This window comes from Mycetocola saprophilus (assembly GCF_000718085.1).
Taxonomy (GTDB): Bacteria; Actinomycetota; Actinomycetes; order Actinomycetales; family Microbacteriaceae; genus Mycetocola; species Mycetocola saprophilus.
Genome location: NZ_JOEC01000005.1, coordinates 37,892 through 56,154 on the forward strand (window position 1 = coordinate 37,892; position 18,263 = coordinate 56,154).

Genomic DNA, 18,263 nt, shown 5'->3' on the forward strand with positions numbered 1-18,263 from the left:
CCGAGGTGTTGCGCTGTGCCGCTCAGCTCAACCCGAGCTGGACGCCGTGGGCTCGAAGCATGGTGAATGTTGTGCAGTACTCCACGTCCAGGGCGGCGCAGGCACTGGGGGTGGGAATCCTCCTGGTCGCGGCGGGGGCGGGCTGCTCATGGGTAACGAGGACCAGCTCGTGGGCGGCGGCATAGGCAACCAGCGTGTAGTCGGCGATGCTGAGAAACTCGGCGACCGCGGCCTCGCTGTAATTCCCCGAGCGGGCCCAGGTGGATAGCTCGCGCATCATGTTAATGGTGGGTGCATCGATCGGCCGAAACAGCGTCGAGGAGTTCCGAGCCCACGTTGCCAACTCGTCCTCGCCTCGAATGAGCTCGGACTTCACACCTTCGGTGCTCAGAATCAGGTTGGACTCTTCAGCTACCGCCAGCCAGTCCCAAAACCCCGGCGCCAGGTCGAACGCGTAGTAGCGATTCTTCGCTTCGATAAAAACGTTGGTGTCGAGGAGATACATCTAACCGACCCCGAGCCGCGTGGCCAACTCGTCAAATGTCGCGGCCTTTGTTGTGCCCAGTAGCCGATACGCATCGCCGTAGAGGGTCCCGCCCTGCAGGGTGTCCCGCGCCACGGCCGTCGCAAAGCGGCGGCTCAGGCGAATGGGTTGGGTGAGGTAAAACGAACCTCCGGACGATCTTTTCTCGCGCGCTCGTAGCGCGAATTCGATGACCCGGGACTCTTCGTCCGCATAGATCTCGCGGTACTCCTCCCAGTCGAGTGCCCCGGTTTCGTGGAGACGTTTGATCAGGACGAGGGTGCTGACCCTGAAAATGCGAGCGATGCGTTCTAACGCTTCCCGGGAATGATCGCCCTGGAAAGCATCCCTGAGTTCGGCCTCGGGAACGAGGATCTCCCCGGCCACCTGATTGCACCACAGCTCGTTGCGGTTGGTGGATCGCTGAGCCTTGAGCGGATCGGAGAGGGCGCTCTCGCCGGCCCAGATGTGGGCAAGCTCATGGATGATGGTAAAAATCTGCGCGGCTCGAGTGTCCGCGGCGTTAACAAAAACCAGGGGTGCGAAGGTGTCGGACATCGCAAAGCCGCCAAATTCGTCAGGGTCGAGCGGGCGGTTATTGTTCCCCTTCACCACGCTGCTGATTGGGACCAGCACCCCGATGGCCTCGACCATGTCGATGAGTCCGCGCAGCATCTCCTCGGAGTTGCTGAACGAACGCCGCTTTTCCGGATTGAGCCCGATTGCCAACCGTATCTGGGCGGCGACGGTCCGAGGATCCGCTGCATGGCTCACGGAGCCAACAAAACTCAGTGGTTCCGCGCCGGAGCGAATGGCATAGGTCCGATACCATTCCTGTTTGGTTTCGCAGTCGTAGATCGTCTCGCGAAGCTCGGCGGATAATGAGGACAGCCGTGTATTCCCACGAGTCCGGAAATCCGGCAGGGGCACCGGCTCAACCGGTGGTTCTTCAAGAAACAGATACCCGAGCGGCACGTGTGTGGACTGAGCAAAATGCTCAATCTGCTTGTACGTGGGCAGTGTTTTTCCGTCGATCCACTCCTGGATCTTGGGGAAACGAGCGTGGGCCGTGTGCGCGCTGAGGCCGGCGCGTTCGAGAGCCCAGGTCAAGATCTCGGGCGCGACGGGGATGCGAACGGTCATCGACGTCTCCCTTCCGTGCCCGAGCCGGCTGCGCTCCTTCCCTCACGGTATAGGACCGGGGCGATGATTATAAGAGAATTCGACCCCCGAGTTTGCGGGAGGGCGCAGAGAGATGGATTGCGCAGTGAAACAGACGCGCGCACAGAAAACGGCCGTGGCCGCGAGCAGTATGCTCGCGGCCACGGCCGTTCAGATCCGCTACCGCGCGGCCGCCAGCGCCAGGGTCAGCCAGCCCGCGTGCGGGATCCACTGCTCGCCCCAGCGCCAGGTGCGGCCCTCCTCGGCGTTGCCGGGGAGCAGGGCGAGGTCTTCCTCGTCGTCGATGCCGCCGGTGATGCCGTTGACCACGCCGCCCAGCAGGTTGGGCCACTCGACCCGGTAGAAGGGGTTGTTGCGGCCACGGCCGGTGACCATGCAGGCGTCGAACGGGTTGCGGCCGAGGACCCAGGCGATCTGGTCGGCGGAGAAGCGGGCGACGCGCTCCGTGTGTTCGGCCGGGATGATCCCCGCGCTCAGGGCCAGGCTGGCCGCGGTGGAGAGCGAGGCGACGCTGGCGTTTTCGCCCTGCCACCAGTAGCCGGTCTCGTTTTCATGCGGGAAGAAGAAGGATTCGCGCGCCTCCCCGCCGACCGCCTGCACGCGGTGGCGCGGATAGCCGAACGGGTTGGGGACCGCGTCGGCGCGGGCCATCAGATCCAGCAGGATCCGCGCCGCACACGAGCGCGCAGCCTCGGCATCCGGCCCCTCGGGCAGTGCCTCGGCAAAGCGCAGCAGTGCGATCACCGGGAGCCCGGCCTCGGCGGCGCTGAAGAAGGGACGCCCCTCGAAGTCGCCCACCAGGTAACCGCCGTCGGTGGTGACATAGCGACCGATCAGCGACGCCGCCCGGGCGCGGGCCGCGGGCTCGGCCGAGGACTCTCCGGCCGCCACCAGCTCGGCCGCGGCGAGCAGAGCGCAGTAGTCATCCAGGACCGATTCGATCCCGTCAAACAGGTACTCGGTGTTGTGCTCCTCGAGGTGCCAGAACCCCTCGGTGGCCGCCCGCAGATAGGTCGCGGAATCGAACTCCCCGGCCGCATCCTGCGTGGATGCGCGGGCGAGCGCGGCAATCGCCAACCCGCCGCCGTGCCGATACGCCGCCTGATAGCGGTCGGTGCGCACGGACTCGGGCAGCGGGGCGTTGATGACCCGCTCGTTCAGATCCTTCGTCAGCGCATCGAAGATCCCGGTATAGAAGTAGCCTTCGGGGGAGCGGAAGCGCACCAGGAAATCGGCGCCGAACAGGCCCTCATCGCGCAGGTGCGCGGTGAACATATCGGCCACCCCTGGGTGCCGGCGCACAATCTCGTCCCGTGCGGCGAAAAATGCCCAGGCGCACAACGGAATCTGCTGCGGGCTCATCATCCGGGTATAGGTGAGGTGGCTCATGAACTTGCTGAAGTCGCCGCTGGCATCCAGCCAGGCACCGCGGGCATCCACGGTGAATCCCGAGTCGTCGCCGTAGAGTGCGGCGGCGGCATCCTTGCGGTCGATCTCCCCGCTTGAACGCTGCGCCCGGAAATAGGACAGCAGATCCGGCAACACCGAGCGCTGCAGCAGGTCCGGCTCCACCACAAACGGCGGCGAGGACACCGCCGTGCCCGAGGCGTCGACGCACTCGATCACATAGGTGCCGGTGGCCAGCACGGGCAGCGGTACCCGGGCAAACGGGCCGATGTGCCAGCGGGCCACCCGCTTGACCGGGCCCGCGGTGAGTTCTCGGGGTTCGCCGAGGGACGCATCGGCCAGAACCTCGCGGATTGTGACCGAGCGCGGCGGCAACCCATCCGGCAGCCCGAGGATTGCGGCGGATGGGGATCCGGGGTCGTATCCGATGTGATTGATGATGACCTGGGATGTGGCGGGAACAGCCTCGGCCTGCCCGACCGAAAACGCGGTGGCGGGACGGGGAATCTCGACCGGCATGGAAAAGCCTTTCGTAAGGTGAAGGTGGAAAAACTAGCCCTTGAGGGCGCCGGCAAGCACGGCACCCTCCATCTTTTCGGCGAAGATCGCGTACACGATATAGACGGGGATCAGGGTGATCACGATGCCCGCGGCCAGCACGCCGTACTGCGCCGCATTGGTCATCGACAGCGTGGGCAGCGCGACCTGGGCGGTGCGCAGCGCGGGGTCGGGGCCGATGATCACCAGCGAGAAGAAGTACTCGTTCCAGAAGCCCAGGAAGTTCAGGATGATGACCGTGATTGTGGTGGGCATCGTGACCGGCAGGAACACCGCCCACAGCACCCGCATCTGGCTGGCACCGTCCAGCACCGCCGATTCCTCGAGCTCCGCCGGCACCGTGCGCATCGCCTGGGTCAGCAGAATCACCGAGAGCGGCATCGCGCCGGCGGGGAGGAAGAGGATCAAGAACTCGCGGGTGTGGAACAGGTTCATCGAGATCGCCAGCATCACCGTGGGCACCAGCGCGGCAAACGCCGGCACCAGGAAGCCCACCTGGAAGATGCGCTCGACGATGCCGCCGAGCTTGCCCTTGGAACGGGCCAGCGCGTAGGAGGCGGGGATCGCCAGCAGCAGCGTGAGCACGCTCGCGCCCACCGTCAGGTATGCCTGATTCAACAGCGCCGGACCCAGCGTCGCCTGCTCCCACGCCTTGCCGAAGTTGTCCAGCACCAGGCCGGCAAACGGGTTGAAGGGCTCGTTGAGGATCGCGGTATTGGTCTTGAAGGCCGAGATCACCAGGTAGTAGATCGGGACCAGCAGCAGGAGCACGTAGAGCCAGATCGCGCCGTGTGACAGATAGGTCAGAAAGGCGGAGATGCCGCGCGACCCACGGGAGGAGGACGCGCGAACCGGCGCAGCCTGGGCGCGGGTGTTGAGCGGGGATGCGGTGGTGGTCATGGCTTGCTCCGGAACAGTCGTCGGATGCCGATCAGGCCGAGCACTCCGAGCACAAACAGGATGACGGCGATCGCCTGGGCATAGCCCACCTTCGACTTATTGAACGCGTAGTCGTAGACCAGGAAGGACAGGTTGATCGTTGAGGTACCGGGTCCGCCGCGGGTCAGCAGCAGCACCACGGCGGCGGAGGTGAACAGGGTCCAGAGGAACTGCAGGGTCGTGATGACGCCCACAAATCCCTTGGCCATCGGGAACGCGATCAGCCACATGCGACGCCAGTGTCCGCAGCCATCGAGCTCGGCGGCCTCAAACACCTCGGTGGGCAGCGAGTTCATGGCCGAGGCCAGCATCACCGCGGATACCGAAACCGAGGCCCAGAGGATCACGATGATGATTGCGATGAAGGCGCTGTCGCCGTTGGCGAGCCAGGGCTTGGCGATGTGGCCGAGCCCGATCGTGTCGAGGAACCCGTTGACCAGACCGGTCGGCGCAAACACCCCGAGGAAGACCAGCGCGAGCGCGGGGGCCGAGAGCAGCACCGGGGTAAAGAGGACGGCGCGGATAAAGCGGTGACCGCGCGGACGCAGGTTCACGTAGTAAGCGGTCATGAACGCGCCGCACACCACGATCGGCACGGTGATGACCAGCTGGATCAGCGTGTTCAGGGCTGCCTGGTGCAGGACCGGGTCGGCGAAGAGCTTGGTGAAGTTGTCGAGACCCACAAAGGTGCGCGGGGCGATCAGTCCACGCCAGTTGGTCATCGAGAAGTAGAACAGGCTGAACAGGGGCCCGATCGTGAAGACCAGGAACCACACCAGCGCGGGAAGGGCGAAGGTCAGCCCGGCGTTGCGCTTCCAGACCGAGCGACGGCGTGGGGTCTGGGACCGGGGTGAGGCGGGGTGTGCGGCGCTGCTCACCTCGGTGGGCGCCGCGTCAATGACAGCCATGGTGGCTCCGAACGTTGAGGGTTGAATCGTTGTTGGGGGCGAGAACCGGTGGCGCCGGACTTCCCGACGCCACCGGTGTGCCGCTTAGCCCGCGGCGGCGTAGACGTTATCGACGGCCGCGCAGATGGCCTTGGCGTCGTTGCCCTTGGTGTAGGCCACCGAGGTCGCGCGATACATGGGGTTGGAGACGTCCCCGGGCACGTGCCCATCGGGCATGACCGCCCAGTCCACCGAGTCCAGCAGCGGGCCGTTGGCCTGGGCGATGATCGGGGAGTCGATGTGGGAGGTGTCCACCTTGGTGCTGGTGGCCATCACGATGCCGGCATCGGCCATGATCTGAATGGTCGAGGGCTTGTACATGAACTCGACCAGCTTCTTCAGCGCGGCCTCCTTCTTCTGGCCGTTGGGGGTGACCCACCAGCCGGCCGAGGTGTCGCCGCGGTAGGCGTTCGGCTTGGTGAAGGTGCCGCCCGAGGCGACCGGGAAACCGCCCAGCTCGGTGGCCGAGGCGACGGGCTCCTCGGCGTGCAGGTACGCCCAGCTGCCCATCGGACCGATTGCGGCCTTGCCGGACATGTAGAGCGCCTGGGCCTGGTCGGCGGTGAGGCCCTCGACGCCGTCCACGAAGACGCCGGCATCGCGCAGCTCGGTGAACAGCTCGACACCCTTCATCGCGTTGGGGGACTTGCACAGTCCACCCTTTTCGAAGACCTGGATGGTCTCCTTCTCGTCCATATACGTCTGCAGGATCTGCAGGAAGATCTTCTGACCGGACCAGTCGTTACCGCCGGTAGCCACCGGACCCACGCCGCTGGCCCGCAGGGCGGCGGCCGTTGCCTTGAGCTCATCGATGGTCTTGGGAACCTCGGTGCCGGCCTTTTTCAGCAGGTCGGTGTTGTACCACCAGGGCCAGGTGAAGCCGGTGTAGGGGAACCCGCGGACGTTGTCCTCATCGTCGGTCCAGGCCTCGACCGCGGCCTGGGGGATTGCGTCGCCCAGATCCCAGTCCTTGAGGTAGTTGTTGACCGGGATGACCGCGCCGTTCTTGGCCCAGTCGAGCTGCTTTTCCAGGAGGCCCACCAGCAGCACGTCGGCCTCATCGCCGGCGAGCAGGGAGGTTTCGTAAACCTGGTTGAGGTCCTCGCCGTTTTCCAGGATCTTGACCTTGATCCCGCTCTCGGCGGTGAACTCCTTGATGGCGTCGCGCAGGGCGGTGCCCTGGCTATTACCACTGGTCCAAATGGTCTGCAGGGTAATGCTGTCGGCGTCGCCACCCCCGGCGGAGGCGCCGCCGCTGGAGCAGGCGGTGAGCGCGAGGCCGGTGGTGACGAGAACGGCGAGTCCTGCTTGTCTGAAGCGATGCATCGGTGGATCCTTCCTGACGGTTACGGCGGTGCTGCCGTAAATCGAACGGTCGGGTTGGGGGCCGAACCGTTGGCCCCAACAATAGCCTGTGGTTTCTAACTTGGCAAGAGTGGTATTGATGTGGTCTGTACCGAGTGGAAACCCGCATCCGGGGGACAAATTCCCCGAATTCCGCGGCTGGGCACGGCAAAAAGCCCTCGTCCTCGGGAAAAACCCGAGGACGAGGGCCGATGTTGCCGGGTGGTCTACGTGTAGAGCGAGACCGGCTGGAACTCACCGTTAATGTGGTGTGCACCCACCTCAAGCTTCTTATAGTCCACCGGATCGTGCAGCGAGTGCGTGCGCACGTTGCGCCAGTGCAGGTCGAGTCCCACGCGCTGGTTGGCCGAGGAGGACCCGGTGACCTCGAAGATTCGGTGGGTCACCTCGAGGGCCACGGCATCGGTCACCACCTTGAGCTTGGCCACGGCGATCGCCAGCTCGCCGCGCTCATCCCAGGTGAGGTCGCCGCCGCGATCGGCCGCCCGGTCGAAGTGGATCCCCACACGCTCGGCGAGAGCGTCGGCCGCCTCGATCTGCGCCACAAACTCGCCCACAGTGCGCTGCACAAACGGGTCGTGACGGTAGGTGTCGGCCCCCGAGAGGAACCAGGCGTTGGGACGGTTGCGCAGGATCTGCGTGCCCTGAGCCAGCGCCCCCTCGGCGATGCCCAGGTACAGGTTGCCAAACGCGAGCTGGATGCCCGGGGTCAGCAGGCTGGCGAAGGGTTCGGGGGAGTCCAGCCCCAGAACGTCGGCTGCCTCGACCCGGACGTTGTTAAAGCGAACCGACCCGCTGGCGGACAGCCGCTGGCCGAGCGCGTTCCAGTCGCCCAGGTATTCCACGCCCTCGCGGTCGTGATCCAGGACCGCGTAGAGGAACCGGTCGGAATCCTCACCCTCGGTGATCCGGGCGTTGAGCAGGACCACATCGCCGACGCTGGCGCCGGTCGAGAAGCGCTTGAGCCCGTTCAGGCGATAGCCGTCGCCCTCGCGAACCACCTCGAGGGCCGGATCCACCGGGTTGACCGAGTCGCCCCACACCCAGTTGCCCTCGATGCTCGCCCGGAACCAGGCCTCCTGAGCCTCGGGGGCGGCGGAAAATACGATGTTCGAGGCGTTGATGTAGTGGTAGGCGAGCACCTGGGCGACCGACGCATCGGTGCGCGCCAGCACCCGCACCACGTGCAGCGCGGTGGACCAGTGTGCCCCGCCGCCACCGAACTCGGCCGGGTGCAGCAGGTTGACCAGCCCCGCCTCGCGCAGCAGGTTCAGCTCGGCGTGGGGATCGAGGTTGGCCCGGTCGCGTTCGAGGGCGTCGGTGCCCAGGCGGGCCCCAACCTCGGCGGCCACGGCCTCCCAGTGGGCGCGCTCGGCGGCATCGGCGACGCCGTGCCAGGGCGAGAGCGCGGCGGCCGCGGTTGTGGTTTCGGGTGTTCCAGTTGCTTCGGCGATGGTGGTCATGCTGCGTCCTTCGGGGTGTCGCGGATCGAATCGATATGCGGGATGACCCGCGAGGCGTCGCCATCGGCGGCGGACCGGGCACCGGTGAAGGCCCCGCGGTAGGCGGCACCCGGGTGGGTGCTGGGGAGGTGGGGACCGGCGCCGCCGAGGCGTTCGCGCAGGGTGCCCTCGGGGTACTCGTTCCAGACCCGGCCACGCTTTTGCAGCTCGGGGACGATCAGGTCCACGATGTCCTCGAAGCTGCCCGGGGTGACCGCATAGGCGAGGTTGAACCCGTCCACATCGGCCACCTCGATCCAGCGCTCGAGCTCATCGGCCACGGTCGTGGGTGAGCCCACGATCACCGGACCGATACCGCCGATGCCCAGGTATTCGGCGATGTCGCGCGGGGTCCAGCGGCGCTCGGGATCGGTGATCGTGAAGATCGCCAGGGCCGAGCGGGCGGCATCGGTGTCCACGTATTCCAGCGGTACGTCGGGATCGTAGCCCGAGAGGTCGAGGCCCGACCAGCCACCGTAGAGCGCCAGGGCACCCTCGACGCTGGTGTACGAGCGGTACTCGTCGTATTTGGCCTGGGCCAGCTCGTCGGTTTCGGCGGTGATGATCGTGGCCAGCACGATGATCTTGACCTCGTTGCGGTCGCGGCCGGCGGCCTCGGTCTGGTCGCGGATATCGTCGACGTTTTTGCGGGTGATCTCGGGCCGCACGCCGTTGAGGAACACGGCCTCGGCATGCCGGGCGGAGAAGGACTTCCCGCTCTTGGAGGTGCCGGCCTGGAAGATCACCGGGCTGCGCTGCGGGGAGGGTTCGGCCAGGTGGATGCCGGGCACCGAAAAGTGCTCGCCGCGGTGATCGATCGGGTGCACCTTTGTGGGGTCGGTGAAGACGCCGGATTCGCGGTCGCGCACCACCGCGCCATCCTCCCAGGAACCCTCCCACAGCTTGTAGGTCACGTCGAGGAACTCCTCGGCCAGCTCATAGCGCTGATCGTGGCTGAGCTGCTTTTCCAGGCCCAGGTTGGTCGCCGCGGAGTTGAGGTAGCTGGTGACCACGTTCCAGCCGATCCGGCCTCCGGTCAGATGATCCAGCGAGGAGAAGGTGCGGGCCAGGCTGTAGGGCTGCTCATAGGTGAGCGCCACGGTGACGCCGAAACCCAGGTGTGTGGTGACCGCGGCCATCGCGGTGATCGGCAGCACCGGGTTGATCATCGGCACCTGCGCCGCGTCGATCAGGGCGGGGGAAACCGAGTCGCGGTAGACGTCGTAGACGCCCAGCACGTCGGCGAGGAAGACTGAGTCGAACTTGCCGCGCTCCAGGAGCCGGGCGAGGTTGGTCCAGTATTCCAGGGTGTTGTAGGTGTCGGCCCGGTTGTCCGGGTGCCGCCACAGGCCCGGGGCCTGATGCGTGACGCAGCCCATATCGAAGGCGTTGAGGATGATGCGCTTGGACACGGTGGATCCTTTGATCGGTGGGGAGAAAAACTGCCGTGGGGGAACGCTAACAGCGCGGCCGGGGTGAGCGCCCGGCTTTCGTAACACGGGGACATTCGCGCGCGCTCACGCGTTCCCGCACGCGCGAATTCACGCGCCATGCGCGCCTTACATAACGCAGTGTTACCGGACGCGTCGGATCATGACGCGGGAGGGCGCGGCCCGGGGAGCGCCGATGCTAGCGTGACGCAACGCAACTCAGAGGCCCCGAATCGGGTTGCCAGAATCCCCGCCATCCCCGCCCAAAGGAACCCCATGTCATTCTTCTCCACCCCACGCCGCCGCCTCGGCCGCGTCACCGGTCTCGTGGCCGGCCTGAGCGTCGCCGCCCTCGCGCTGAGCGGGTGCGCGGCCGGTGCCAGCGCCGACGATAACTCGCAGGCCGGCGATAAGTCACTCACGGTCCTGCTGATCTCCTCGCATAAGGGTGCGGCCGAGTGGCTGAAGACCGAGTATGAGAAGGAGACCGGGGTCAAGATCAACCCGGTCATCGTGCCCTATGACGAGATCGGGTCCAAGCTCGCCCTCGACCAGCAGTCGGGTGCCAACACGATCGACGCCGCCGCCCCCTGGTACGTTTCGCTGGGCTCGCTCGCCCAGGACGGGGCGATCAAGGACCTCACCGGCGTGATCAAGGATCGTGCCGCCGAGATTAAGCCCGACGACTTCATCCCCTCGATCTACGACCCCTACTCCCTGGTAGATGGCAAGCGCTACGGTCTGCCCTTTGATGGCGACACCCACGTGCTCTTCTACAACAAGGACATCCTGGCCCGGAACAACATCACCGAACCGCCCGCCACCTGGGACGAGTATCTCGAAGACGTGAAGACCATCACCGCCAACGAGGGTAAGTCGGGCACCTACGGAGCCGCGGTCTTCGGTCAGAAGTCGCCGCTGATCCTCGGTGCCAGCTTCGCCAACCGCCTCGCCGGCTTCGGTGGGGAGTTCCTGGACAAGAACGGCAAGCCCGCGATCAACTCGCCCGAGGCCGTGAAGGCCGCCCAGGCCCTGGTGGATGTCAACAACTTCGCCCTGCCGACCCCGGCCGAAACCGACTTCGGCGCCGGCAACAACGCCTGGTACTCGGGCAAGGTGGGCTTCATCGAGAACTGGACCGACACCGGCGTGAACTCCCAGAACACCCCGGCGATCGCCGATAAGTGGGGCGTCACCTTCCTGCCCACCGAGAAGGCCGGCGAGAAGTCGCGCGCCTCGCTGGTGGCCGGCTTCAGCTGGGTCGTGGCCGCCAACACCAAGAAGACCAAGCTCGCCGAGGACTTCATCATCTGGGCCTCCTCGGAGAAGGTCAACGCCGCGCTGCTGACCGCGATCCCCACCACCGGGATCGACCCCAACCGCAAGTCCTCGCTCGAGGATGCCACCTATGGCGAGAAATACCCGGAGATCCAGCGCGTCAACCGCGCAACCCTCGACGGTGCCCTCGCCTGGCCCACCGGCCCCAAGGCTACCGAGCTCGCGCAGACCCTGACCGATGAGCTGGCCAAGCTGCTCGCCGGCACCGGGGGCACCGCCAAGGAAACCCTCGACCGGGTGCAGACCAAGTGGGAGTCCCTCCTTGGGAAATAACACCCCCACGCTGGACGCCGTCGACCCCGAAGCCGGGTCGGCGGCTTCCGCCGTTGCTGATGCGGACTCCAACACGGAGTCCGCCCGCGCCGGGAAGGCCACGGTGCAGGCCACCGGAGTCGCCGGTTCCGTGACCGGCGGTCCCCGGGGTGCCGCTGCCCGGATCGCCGACCTGCGTCGCTCGGGTCGACCTGAGCGTCGACCCGCCCGTGGCCGGCGCCCGCGCCTGCCCGGCGAGGGACCGCGTACCCGCCTGGTGCGGGCGGGCTTGGTGGCCCCCGCCGGCCTCGCGGTCATCGTGCTGGGCGCGTTCCCGCTGGTGTTTATCCTGCTCGCGGCCTTCAGCCGCTCCTCGCTCGGGCGTCCGTTCCAGGAGTTTGTTGGTGGCGATAACGTGACCTCGGCGCTGACCAACGACGATGTGATTGGCTCGCTGATCCGCTCGGTCGGCTACGCACTGGCCGTCGCGGTGCTGAGCGTGGTGTTTGGGGTGATCGTGGCCCTGGCGCTCGCCGGGGCCGTGCGTGCGGGATCGCTGGTGCGTACCCTGCTGCTCCTGCCGCTGATCACCCCGCCGGTGGTGGTGGGAATCCTCTGGAAGCTGATCTTTAGTCCCTCGGGCGGCCTGATCGATACGCTGCTGCGCACCTTCGGCTACCGGGGCGAACCACTCTCGATCCTCGCCAATCCCGACCTGGCGCTCGCCGGGGTGGGCATCGCGGACATCTGGGAGTGGACGCCGCTGATCGCGTTGCTGGTTTTCGCCGCGCTGCTCGGTCGGGATCCCGAGGTGTCCGAGGCCGCGGCCCTCGATGGGGCGCACGGCTGGCGACTGTTCCGGGAGATTACCCTGCCGGCGATCGCCGCAACCATCGCCGCCGCGTTCCTGGTGCGCCTGGTGCTGGCCTTCAAGGTCTTTGACCTGATCTATGTGATGACCTCGGGTGGGCCCGGCCAGGCCACCACGATGCCCGCCTATCAGATCTACCAGGCGGCCCTGCAGCACTCGGATGTGGGCCAGGCGGCCGCCCTGACGCTGATCCTGGCCGTGGTCATCACCGTGATCACGACCCCGATCATCCTGATTTCCCGGAGGTTTGGCAATGACTAGCGCGACACTCACCCGCGGGCCCGATACCGCTCCCGCGGGCACCCCCGCGCGCCGTCGGACAGCAGGCCGCCGGACCTCCGGCCGCCGCTTCCCGGTTGCGGCCACCGTGCTGGGGATCAGTCTCGCGCTGACCCTGATCCCGCTGCTGTATCTGCTCTCGCTCTCGTTCATGGGGCGCGCGGATGTGGCCGCCGGACACCTGCTGCCCTCGGCCCCGGCGTGGGGCAACTGGGAGGCCGCGCTGACCACCTCGGGGCTGCCGCGGGCGATCCTCAACTCGGTGATCGCCGCGGGCTTTGGGGCGTTGATTACCCTGACGTTCGCGCTGCCGGCGGCCTGGGCGATGGTGCGCCACCAGACCGGCGGAAAGACCCTGACCGCGAGCATCCTGGCACCCTGGCTGCTGCCGCCGATCGTCGCGGTGATTCCGCTGTTCACGCTGCTGCGCATCCTCGGACTCAACAACACGCTGGTGGGGCTGGCGGTCGTCTACGCGCTGGCCAATACGGGCCTGGCGGTGTTCCTGTTGCAGGGGTTTTTGAAGAAGGTTCCGCTGGAGATCGAGGAGGCGGCGGCGCTCGATGGTGCGGGCACGCTGCGCATCCTGTTCCGTGTCGTTCTGCCGCTGCTGACCCCGGCTCTGATCGCCGTGGGAGTGGTGGTCGCGGTGCTCAACTACAACGAGTTCCTGCTGGCGTTGTTCCTCACCCAGGGGCCGGACTCGCAGACGGTTCCGGTGATCCTCTCGCTGCTACTCGGCGATAAGGTGCAGGACTTCGGGCAGCTCGCCGCCGCCTCGCTGGTCGGGGTCGCGCCGGTCTTTGCCGCCGCGGTTTTCCTGCAGCGCGGCCTGGTGGCCGGGCTGACCTCGGGCGCGGTGAAGTAGCGGGTTAGACCCGCGCGCCCACGGGCTCGCCCGGGCGCGGGGCGAGTCCGGCCGCTCGGTAGGCGGCGTCGATCAGGGCGAGGGTGCGCACGGATTCGGCGACGCTCACCGGGAAGGCCGCATGCCCGCGCACGGCCGCCCGGAAGGCGCTCAGCTGATAGTCGAAGGAGGCGACGGTGCCGAGGCGCTCGGTGCGCGGGGCATCCAGCGGGCCGATCAGCAGGCGATCATCCAGCTGCGGCAGCACAAAGTCGGGGGCCTCCAGGACTCCGGCGCGCCCGACGATGCGCAGCGAGAACTCCATGTCCGCGGCATCCATCGAGGAGGTGATGCGCACCGGGGTGCCGTCGGGGAAGGCGAGGTTGGCGGTGAGCGAGCGATCCACCTCGGCATCCTCGGGGCGGCCCAGCGCGGTGGCACCGATCAGGCGCGGAGAGCCACCAAAGTGTGAACCCAGGTTTTCGGCGGCGTGCAGCGCGTAGCAGCCCACATCCATGACGCTGCCGCCGGCGAGGCCCAGGCTCCAGCGCGGGTCGGCGTCGTCGGGGGCGGGGATCTCCGAGCGGATCGTGACACTCTGAATCCGGCCCAGCTCGCCCGAGGCCAGCACCTCGTGTACGCGCAGCCAGAGCGGGTGCATCGCGTAGTGGAACGCCTCTGCCAGCACCAGGCCCGATCCGGACGCCCGCGCGGCGAGGGATTCCAGCTGGGCGGAGTTGGCGGCGATCGGCTTCTCCACCAGCACGTGCTTGCCCGCGTCGAGGGCCCGGGCCGCCCATTCGGCGTGCTCGGAGTTCACCAACGGGACGTAGATGGCCTCAATGTCCGGGGAGCGCAGCAGTGCCGCATAGTCATTTTCGGCGCGGAGGAATCCGTGCTCGGCCGCATAGTCGCGGGCACGCTGGGGATCGCGGGCGGCCACGGCGACCAGCACATCGCCGGCGGCCTGTGCGGCCGGAATCAGCGAGCGAGAGGCGATCCGTGCGGCACCCAGGACGCCCAAACGCAGCGGGCGACGCGGAATCGGGTTCGGACGGGTAAGGGGAGAGGACATCGTTGGTCTCCGAAACGTGAAGCGGGGAATGCGGCGGCCTGGCCGCGACGAACCCCACCACTCTACTCGGGTGCCGTCTTAAAAAGTCGCCCTCGATGCCCGTGTGGACATCGAGGGCGACGCGGGGGTGCGACTAGGCCGTCGCGGCGGATGAGCGGCCGCGGCGCAGGCCGCGCACCAGGTGGTCGGCCGAGAAGGTGCCGGGGCCGGTCAGAGCCAGGGCGGCGGCACCGGCGGCGAGAGCGAGGACCAGCTCAAAGCCGCCCGCGTCCACGAAAATGCCCGCCGAGGCGTGCACCAGGAACAGGGCGCCGAGCATGTCGAGCACCAGGAGTCCGGCGACAATCCGGGTTGCCAGGCCGAGGATCAGCGCGGCACCTCCAACGATCTCCAGGATCGCCACGGCCGGACCCACCAGCTCGGGCAGCGGTACCCCCATGCCGCGGAACGCTTCGGTGGTGCCGGCGAGGGTGAATTCGGTGAGTTTCTGCCAGCCGTGGGCGAAAAAGACGACACCGAGCGCAACGCGCAGCAGTGCCAGGCCAAGGGACGAGGTGGTCGACGGGGTCAAAGCGGGCTCCTTCGATCGGAAATAGATTGTCGCTACAACTATTTCCGGGATCGGGCCCGGATGGGGGCAATGCCGCACGCCTCCCAGGGCATTGCCAGGTCGAAACCACCTGCGTTAGGCATCTGTCACCCGGCCGCCGCGGACCGCCGGGCGCACGCTCCGCCTACTTGGCGGCGCTCTCCATCATCGCGCCCTCGAGCGCGGTCCAGGCGAGCATCGCGCACTTCACCCGGGCGATATAGCGCGAGACACCCTCGAGCGCGGCGGCGTCCCCGAGGGGTTCGTCGTCCTCGATCCCGGCGCCCTTGGACTGCATCAGCTCGCGGAACAGGCCGATCCGCTCGGGCAGTTCGGCCACCGGCAGACCCGCGGTTAGGTCGGTCAGCAGCGAGGCCGAGGCCATCGAAATCGAGCAGCCCTGGCCCTCCCAGGCGAGCTTCTCCACGGTTTCCCCCGAGGCGTCGGTGACCAGCTGCAGGGTGATCTCATCCCCACAGGTGGGGTTCAGCTGGTGGTTGCTGGGGTGATCCTCGGGGCGCAGGCCGAAGCCGTGCTTCTGCTTGGATGCCTCCAGGATGACCTGCTGGTAGAGGGAGGCGAGTTCGGGTGAGCCCATGATGGCAGCTCCAGTTTCTAAATCTGAGTGGGGGAGTACGGCGGGATTAGTCGGCGAGGCCGAAGTAGGCACGGACCTCGCCCAGGGCCTCGATCACCGCGTCGATTTCGGCGGTGGTGTTGTAGAAGTAGGGGCTGATCCGGGTCGAGGCGGTCACGCCCAGACGACGGTGCAGCGGCTGGGCGCAGTGGTGACCCACGCGGATCGCGATGCCGCGATCATCCAGATACTGGCCGACATCGTGCGCGTGCACCCCCTCGACATCCAGCGCGACCACGCCCGAACGCAGCGCGGCCTCGCTCGGGCCGAGGACCCGGATGCCCGGGATTGCCGCGGCCCCGCGATACATGCGTGCGCCCAGCTCGGCCTCGCGCTCGTGGATCCGGTCCAGTCCCACGGCATCCAGATAGTCGATCGCGGCGGCCAGCCCGATCGCCTGCGCGACCTGCTGGGTTCCCGCCTCAAAGCGCTGCGGGGCTGGCAGATACTCGGCCTTTTCCAGGGTCACGGTGGTGATCATCGAGCCGCCGGTGAGGAACGGCGGCAGGGCGTTCAGCAGTTCGGAGCGGCCATAGAGCACACCGATGCCGGTGGGACCGAGCATCTTGTGGCCCGAGAACGCGGCAAAGTCCACGTCCAGCTCGCGGACGTTCACCCCCATGTGCGGAACCGACTGGCAGGCATCCAGCACCACCAGGGCGTCCGCGGCACGGGCCAGGGCGACCAGCTCGGAAACCGGGTTGATCACCGCAGAAACGTTGGACACATGGGTGAACGCGACCAGCTTCACCTCGGGGGTGATCAGCGCGGCGGCAGACTCCATGTCGAGGGTGGCATCGTCCAGGATCGGGATCACCCGCAGGGTCGCGCCGGTGCGGGCGGCCAGCTCCTGCCAGGGGATGAGGTTGGCGTGGTGCTCACCCTCGGTGGTGACGATCACGTCTCCGGCCCCGATCGCGAAGCGCTTCGCTTCCTCGCCGCCGAGGCCCGCGCTGGCGTTGGAGATGCCGTAGGCGATCAGGTTCAGCGCCTCGGTGGCACCGCTGGTCCACACCACCTCGTCGACATCGGCCCCGATAAACCCGGCAACCTTGGCCCGCGCATTCTCGAACCGCTCGGTCGCCAGGGCGGCCAGGGTGTGGGCACCGCGGTGGACGGCGGCGTTGTGGTGCTCGTAGAAGTCGCGCTCGGCATCGAGCACGGCGGTGGGTTTTTGCGAGGTCGCGCCGGAGTCCAGATACGCCAGGCGGTGACCGTTCACCTCCTGATCCAGGGCCGGGAAGTCGGCAGCGAGGCGGGCGGCCTCGGCATCGTCGATCGGATGGTTCAGGGTCATAGGAGACGGCTTCCTCTGCCCAAAATGGGCACTTGTCGTACGGGGTGTGCTGTGAAGGAGCAACAGCACACGGGGAAACGGAATTCCCCACGCCCCCATTCTCTCGCGTGTGCGCCGCCCGGGCTACCCGGCGGGATCCTCGCGTCGTAACCTTCGATCCCGGCCCGCCGATTTTTGTGCCGATTTCCCAGGCACGCGCGCTTAGGATGAGGTCTCGACATATTGTCTGTATTTGTGTTTTGGAAGGTCCCCGTGCGCACTCGTCTCCCCGCCCTCGTCCTGAGCGGCCTGCTCGCCGCCACCCTCGCCGGGTGCGCCGCATCGGAACCGTCCACCGGTGGTTCTGCCGCCCCCAGCAGCAACACCAGCGCCGATGCCGGCACCGGTAAGCCCGCGCTGACCAAGCTCTCCAGCACCGAGGGCGGCCTCTCCGGTGGCACCACCCTGACCCTGACCGGTGAACACCTCAAGGGCGTCACCAACGTGCACTTCGGTACCGTGGACGCCGGCGACATCACCGTCAAAAACGACACCACCATCGAGGTCACCGTGCCCTCCTCGTTCAACTACGTGGTGGGCAAGGTTCCGGTCACCGCCCTGGTGGGTCAGACCGCTGCCGCGGGTAGCGCCGAGTACAGCTACGACGTGAAGACCGACGTGGACCGTCAGATGGCCTATCTCTTCAAGCACTGGAACAACTACAACACCGCGCAGTGGGGCGACATGAACGCCGGCGGTGGCGACTGCGCCAACTTCACCAGCCAGGGCCTGATCGCCCGCGGCTGGAAGCAGAACCCGCAGTGGAACAGCCCCGGCGTGAACGTGGCCTCCTCGACCGAGTCCTGGCGCTTCGTGCCCACCATGGACAAGTGGCTCACCAACGACGCCTCAACCCTGGGCCTCACCAAGCTGACCCTCGCCGACCGCGACAAGCTCAAGGTCGGCGACATCGGCGTGTTCCTGTGGACCGGCGAGGGCCGCCCCGACCACGTGATGACCGTGTCCAGCGTCAAGAAGGTGAACGGCCACACCGAGGTCGCGTTTGTGTCGCACAACCTCGACGGCGACTACCGCGACCTGGACCAGCTGATCAAGGACAAGAACGCCGCCAACAAGCCCGGCCAGGAGATGCAGGCCTGGTTCTACTCGATCCCCGACGCTAAGGCGTAATCTTCGCCTACCTGGTCGCTAGCTGCAGCCGAACTGGGCGGGTCCGCGGCGTGTG

16 protein-coding genes are annotated in these 18,263 nt (G+C 67.0%); 4 read left to right on the forward strand and 12 right to left on the reverse strand.

The window, feature by feature from the left end; translation table 11 throughout:
• Window positions 1-22: 22 nt before the first annotated feature.
• From IE92_RS0115245 to IE92_RS0115280, 8 genes are all read right to left on the reverse strand, one after another.
• Window positions 23-505, reverse strand: a complete 483-nt coding sequence (locus IE92_RS0115245; protein ID WP_030149365.1) for a DUF4411 family protein — start codon at window positions 503-505, stop codon at window positions 23-25.
• Window positions 506-1,666 (reverse strand): ImmA/IrrE family metallo-endopeptidase, encoded by a 1,161-nt coding sequence (locus tag IE92_RS0115250; protein ID WP_030149366.1) that lies wholly within the window; start codon window positions 1,664-1,666, stop codon window positions 506-508.
• Window positions 1,667-1,864: 198 nt separating this feature from the next.
• Entirely contained in the window at window positions 1,865-3,631 is a 1,767-nt protein-coding gene (locus IE92_RS0115255) for a glycoside hydrolase family 9 protein (RefSeq protein ID WP_051702030.1), read from the reverse strand.
• Window positions 3,632-3,664: 33 nt separating this feature from the next.
• Complete coding sequence (locus IE92_RS0115260; protein ID WP_081864189.1) at window positions 3,665-4,570, reverse strand: carbohydrate ABC transporter permease; 906 nt, start codon at window positions 4,568-4,570, stop codon at window positions 3,665-3,667.
• On the reverse strand, window positions 4,567-5,517 hold the full coding sequence (locus IE92_RS0115265) for a carbohydrate ABC transporter permease (RefSeq protein ID WP_030149369.1): 951 nt from the start codon (window positions 5,515-5,517) through the stop codon (window positions 4,567-4,569). The genes IE92_RS0115260 and IE92_RS0115265 overlap by 4 nt, the downstream gene beginning before the upstream one ends.
• An 84-nt stretch (window positions 5,518-5,601) precedes the next feature.
• A complete protein-coding gene (locus IE92_RS0115270; RefSeq protein WP_030149370.1) occupies window positions 5,602-6,882 on the reverse strand; it encodes an ABC transporter substrate-binding protein in 1,281 nt (426 codons plus the stop codon).
• A 245-nt stretch (window positions 6,883-7,127) separates the two neighbouring features.
• The gene (locus IE92_RS0115275) at window positions 7,128-8,384 is read right to left on the reverse strand and encodes an acyl-CoA dehydrogenase family protein (protein ID WP_030149371.1); all 1,257 of its coding nucleotides are present in this window, start codon (window positions 8,382-8,384) and stop codon (window positions 7,128-7,130) included.
• Window positions 8,381-9,835 (reverse strand): LLM class flavin-dependent oxidoreductase, encoded by a 1,455-nt coding sequence (locus tag IE92_RS0115280; protein ID WP_051702031.1) that lies wholly within the window; start codon window positions 9,833-9,835, stop codon window positions 8,381-8,383. The genes IE92_RS0115275 and IE92_RS0115280 overlap by 4 nt, the downstream gene beginning before the upstream one ends.
• A 294-nt stretch (window positions 9,836-10,129) precedes the next feature.
• On the opposite strand from IE92_RS0115280, the gene IE92_RS0115285 reads away from it, so the two are divergent.
• Genes IE92_RS0115285 through IE92_RS0115295 form a run of 3 tightly spaced genes read left to right on the forward strand, consistent with a single transcriptional unit; the run spans window position 10,130 to window position 13,461 of the window.
• Window positions 10,130-11,464: an ABC transporter substrate-binding protein gene (locus IE92_RS0115285; RefSeq protein ID WP_051702032.1), complete on the forward strand. Its 1,335-nt coding sequence runs from the start codon at window positions 10,130-10,132 to the stop codon at window positions 11,462-11,464.
• Complete coding sequence (locus IE92_RS0115290) at window positions 11,454-12,575, forward strand: carbohydrate ABC transporter permease (RefSeq protein ID WP_245601320.1); 1,122 nt, start codon at window positions 11,454-11,456, stop codon at window positions 12,573-12,575. The genes IE92_RS0115285 and IE92_RS0115290 overlap by 11 nt, the downstream gene beginning before the upstream one ends.
• Window positions 12,568-13,461 (forward strand): carbohydrate ABC transporter permease, encoded by an 894-nt coding sequence (locus IE92_RS0115295; protein ID WP_081864191.1) that lies wholly within the window; start codon window positions 12,568-12,570, stop codon window positions 13,459-13,461. The genes IE92_RS0115290 and IE92_RS0115295 overlap by 8 nt, the downstream gene beginning before the upstream one ends.
• 4 nt (window positions 13,462-13,465) lie before the next feature.
• Here the strand turns inward: IE92_RS0115295 and IE92_RS0115300 are convergent, their stop codons facing one another.
• From IE92_RS0115300 to IE92_RS0115315, 4 genes are all read right to left on the reverse strand, one after another.
• On the reverse strand, window positions 13,466-14,515 hold the full coding sequence (locus tag IE92_RS0115300) for a Gfo/Idh/MocA family protein (RefSeq protein ID WP_051702033.1): 1,050 nt from the start codon (window positions 14,513-14,515) through the stop codon (window positions 13,466-13,468).
• 133 nt (window positions 14,516-14,648) lie between these two features.
• A complete protein-coding gene (locus IE92_RS0115305; RefSeq protein WP_043322355.1) occupies window positions 14,649-15,086 on the reverse strand; it encodes a DoxX family protein in 438 nt (145 codons plus the stop codon).
• A gap of 163 nt (window positions 15,087-15,249) precedes the next feature.
• Window positions 15,250-15,702: a Fe-S cluster assembly sulfur transfer protein SufU gene (gene sufU, locus IE92_RS0115310; RefSeq protein ID WP_030149378.1), complete on the reverse strand. Its 453-nt coding sequence runs from the start codon at window positions 15,700-15,702 to the stop codon at window positions 15,250-15,252.
• A 46-nt stretch (window positions 15,703-15,748) separates the two neighbouring features.
• On the reverse strand, window positions 15,749-17,038 hold the full coding sequence (locus IE92_RS0115315; RefSeq protein ID WP_030149379.1) for an aminotransferase class V-fold PLP-dependent enzyme: 1,290 nt from the start codon (window positions 17,036-17,038) through the stop codon (window positions 15,749-15,751).
• Between the two features lie 252 nt (window positions 17,039-17,290).
• Here IE92_RS0115315 and IE92_RS0115320 point away from each other — a divergent pair, with 252 nt between their 5' ends.
• Window positions 17,291-18,208 carry an amidase domain-containing protein gene (locus IE92_RS0115320; protein WP_051702034.1) on the forward strand — a complete coding sequence of 306 codons (918 nt, stop codon included), beginning with the start codon at window positions 17,291-17,293 and terminating at the stop codon, window positions 18,206-18,208.
• Window positions 18,209-18,263 lie beyond the last annotated feature (55 nt).

What these genes read in the sequence shown, in the direction of transcription:
- IE92_RS0115245 (WP_030149365.1), bottom strand. Translation starts at nt 505, where the DNA reads ATGTATCTCCTCGACACCAACGTTTTTATCGAAGCGAAGAATCGCTAC.
- IE92_RS0115250 (WP_030149366.1), bottom strand. Translation starts at nt 1,666, where the DNA reads ATGACCGTTCGCATCCCCGTCGCGCCCGAGATCTTGACCTGGGCTCTC.
- IE92_RS0115255 (WP_051702030.1), bottom strand. Translation starts at nt 3,631, where the DNA reads ATGCCGGTCGAGATTCCCCGTCCCGCCACCGCGTTTTCGGTCGGGCAG.
- IE92_RS0115260 (WP_081864189.1), bottom strand. Translation starts at nt 4,570, where the DNA reads ATGACCACCACCGCATCCCCGCTCAACACCCGCGCCCAGGCTGCGCCG.
- IE92_RS0115265 (WP_030149369.1), bottom strand. Translation starts at nt 5,517, where the DNA reads ATGGCTGTCATTGACGCGGCGCCCACCGAGGTGAGCAGCGCCGCACAC.
- IE92_RS0115270 (WP_030149370.1), bottom strand. Translation starts at nt 6,882, where the DNA reads ATGCATCGCTTCAGACAAGCAGGACTCGCCGTTCTCGTCACCACCGGC.
- IE92_RS0115275 (WP_030149371.1), bottom strand. Translation starts at nt 8,384, where the DNA reads ATGACCACCATCGCCGAAGCAACTGGAACACCCGAAACCACAACCGCG.
- IE92_RS0115285 (WP_051702032.1), top strand. Translation starts at nt 10,130, where the DNA reads ATGTCATTCTTCTCCACCCCACGCCGCCGCCTCGGCCGCGTCACCGGT.
- IE92_RS0115295 (WP_081864191.1), top strand. Translation starts at nt 12,568, where the DNA reads ATGACTAGCGCGACACTCACCCGCGGGCCCGATACCGCTCCCGCGGGC.
- IE92_RS0115300 (WP_051702033.1), bottom strand. Translation starts at nt 14,515, where the DNA reads ATGTCCTCTCCCCTTACCCGTCCGAACCCGATTCCGCGTCGCCCGCTG.
- sufU (WP_030149378.1), bottom strand. Translation starts at nt 15,702, where the DNA reads ATGGGCTCACCCGAACTCGCCTCCCTCTACCAGCAGGTCATCCTGGAG.
- IE92_RS0115315 (WP_030149379.1), bottom strand. Translation starts at nt 17,038, where the DNA reads ATGACCCTGAACCATCCGATCGACGATGCCGAGGCCGCCCGCCTCGCT.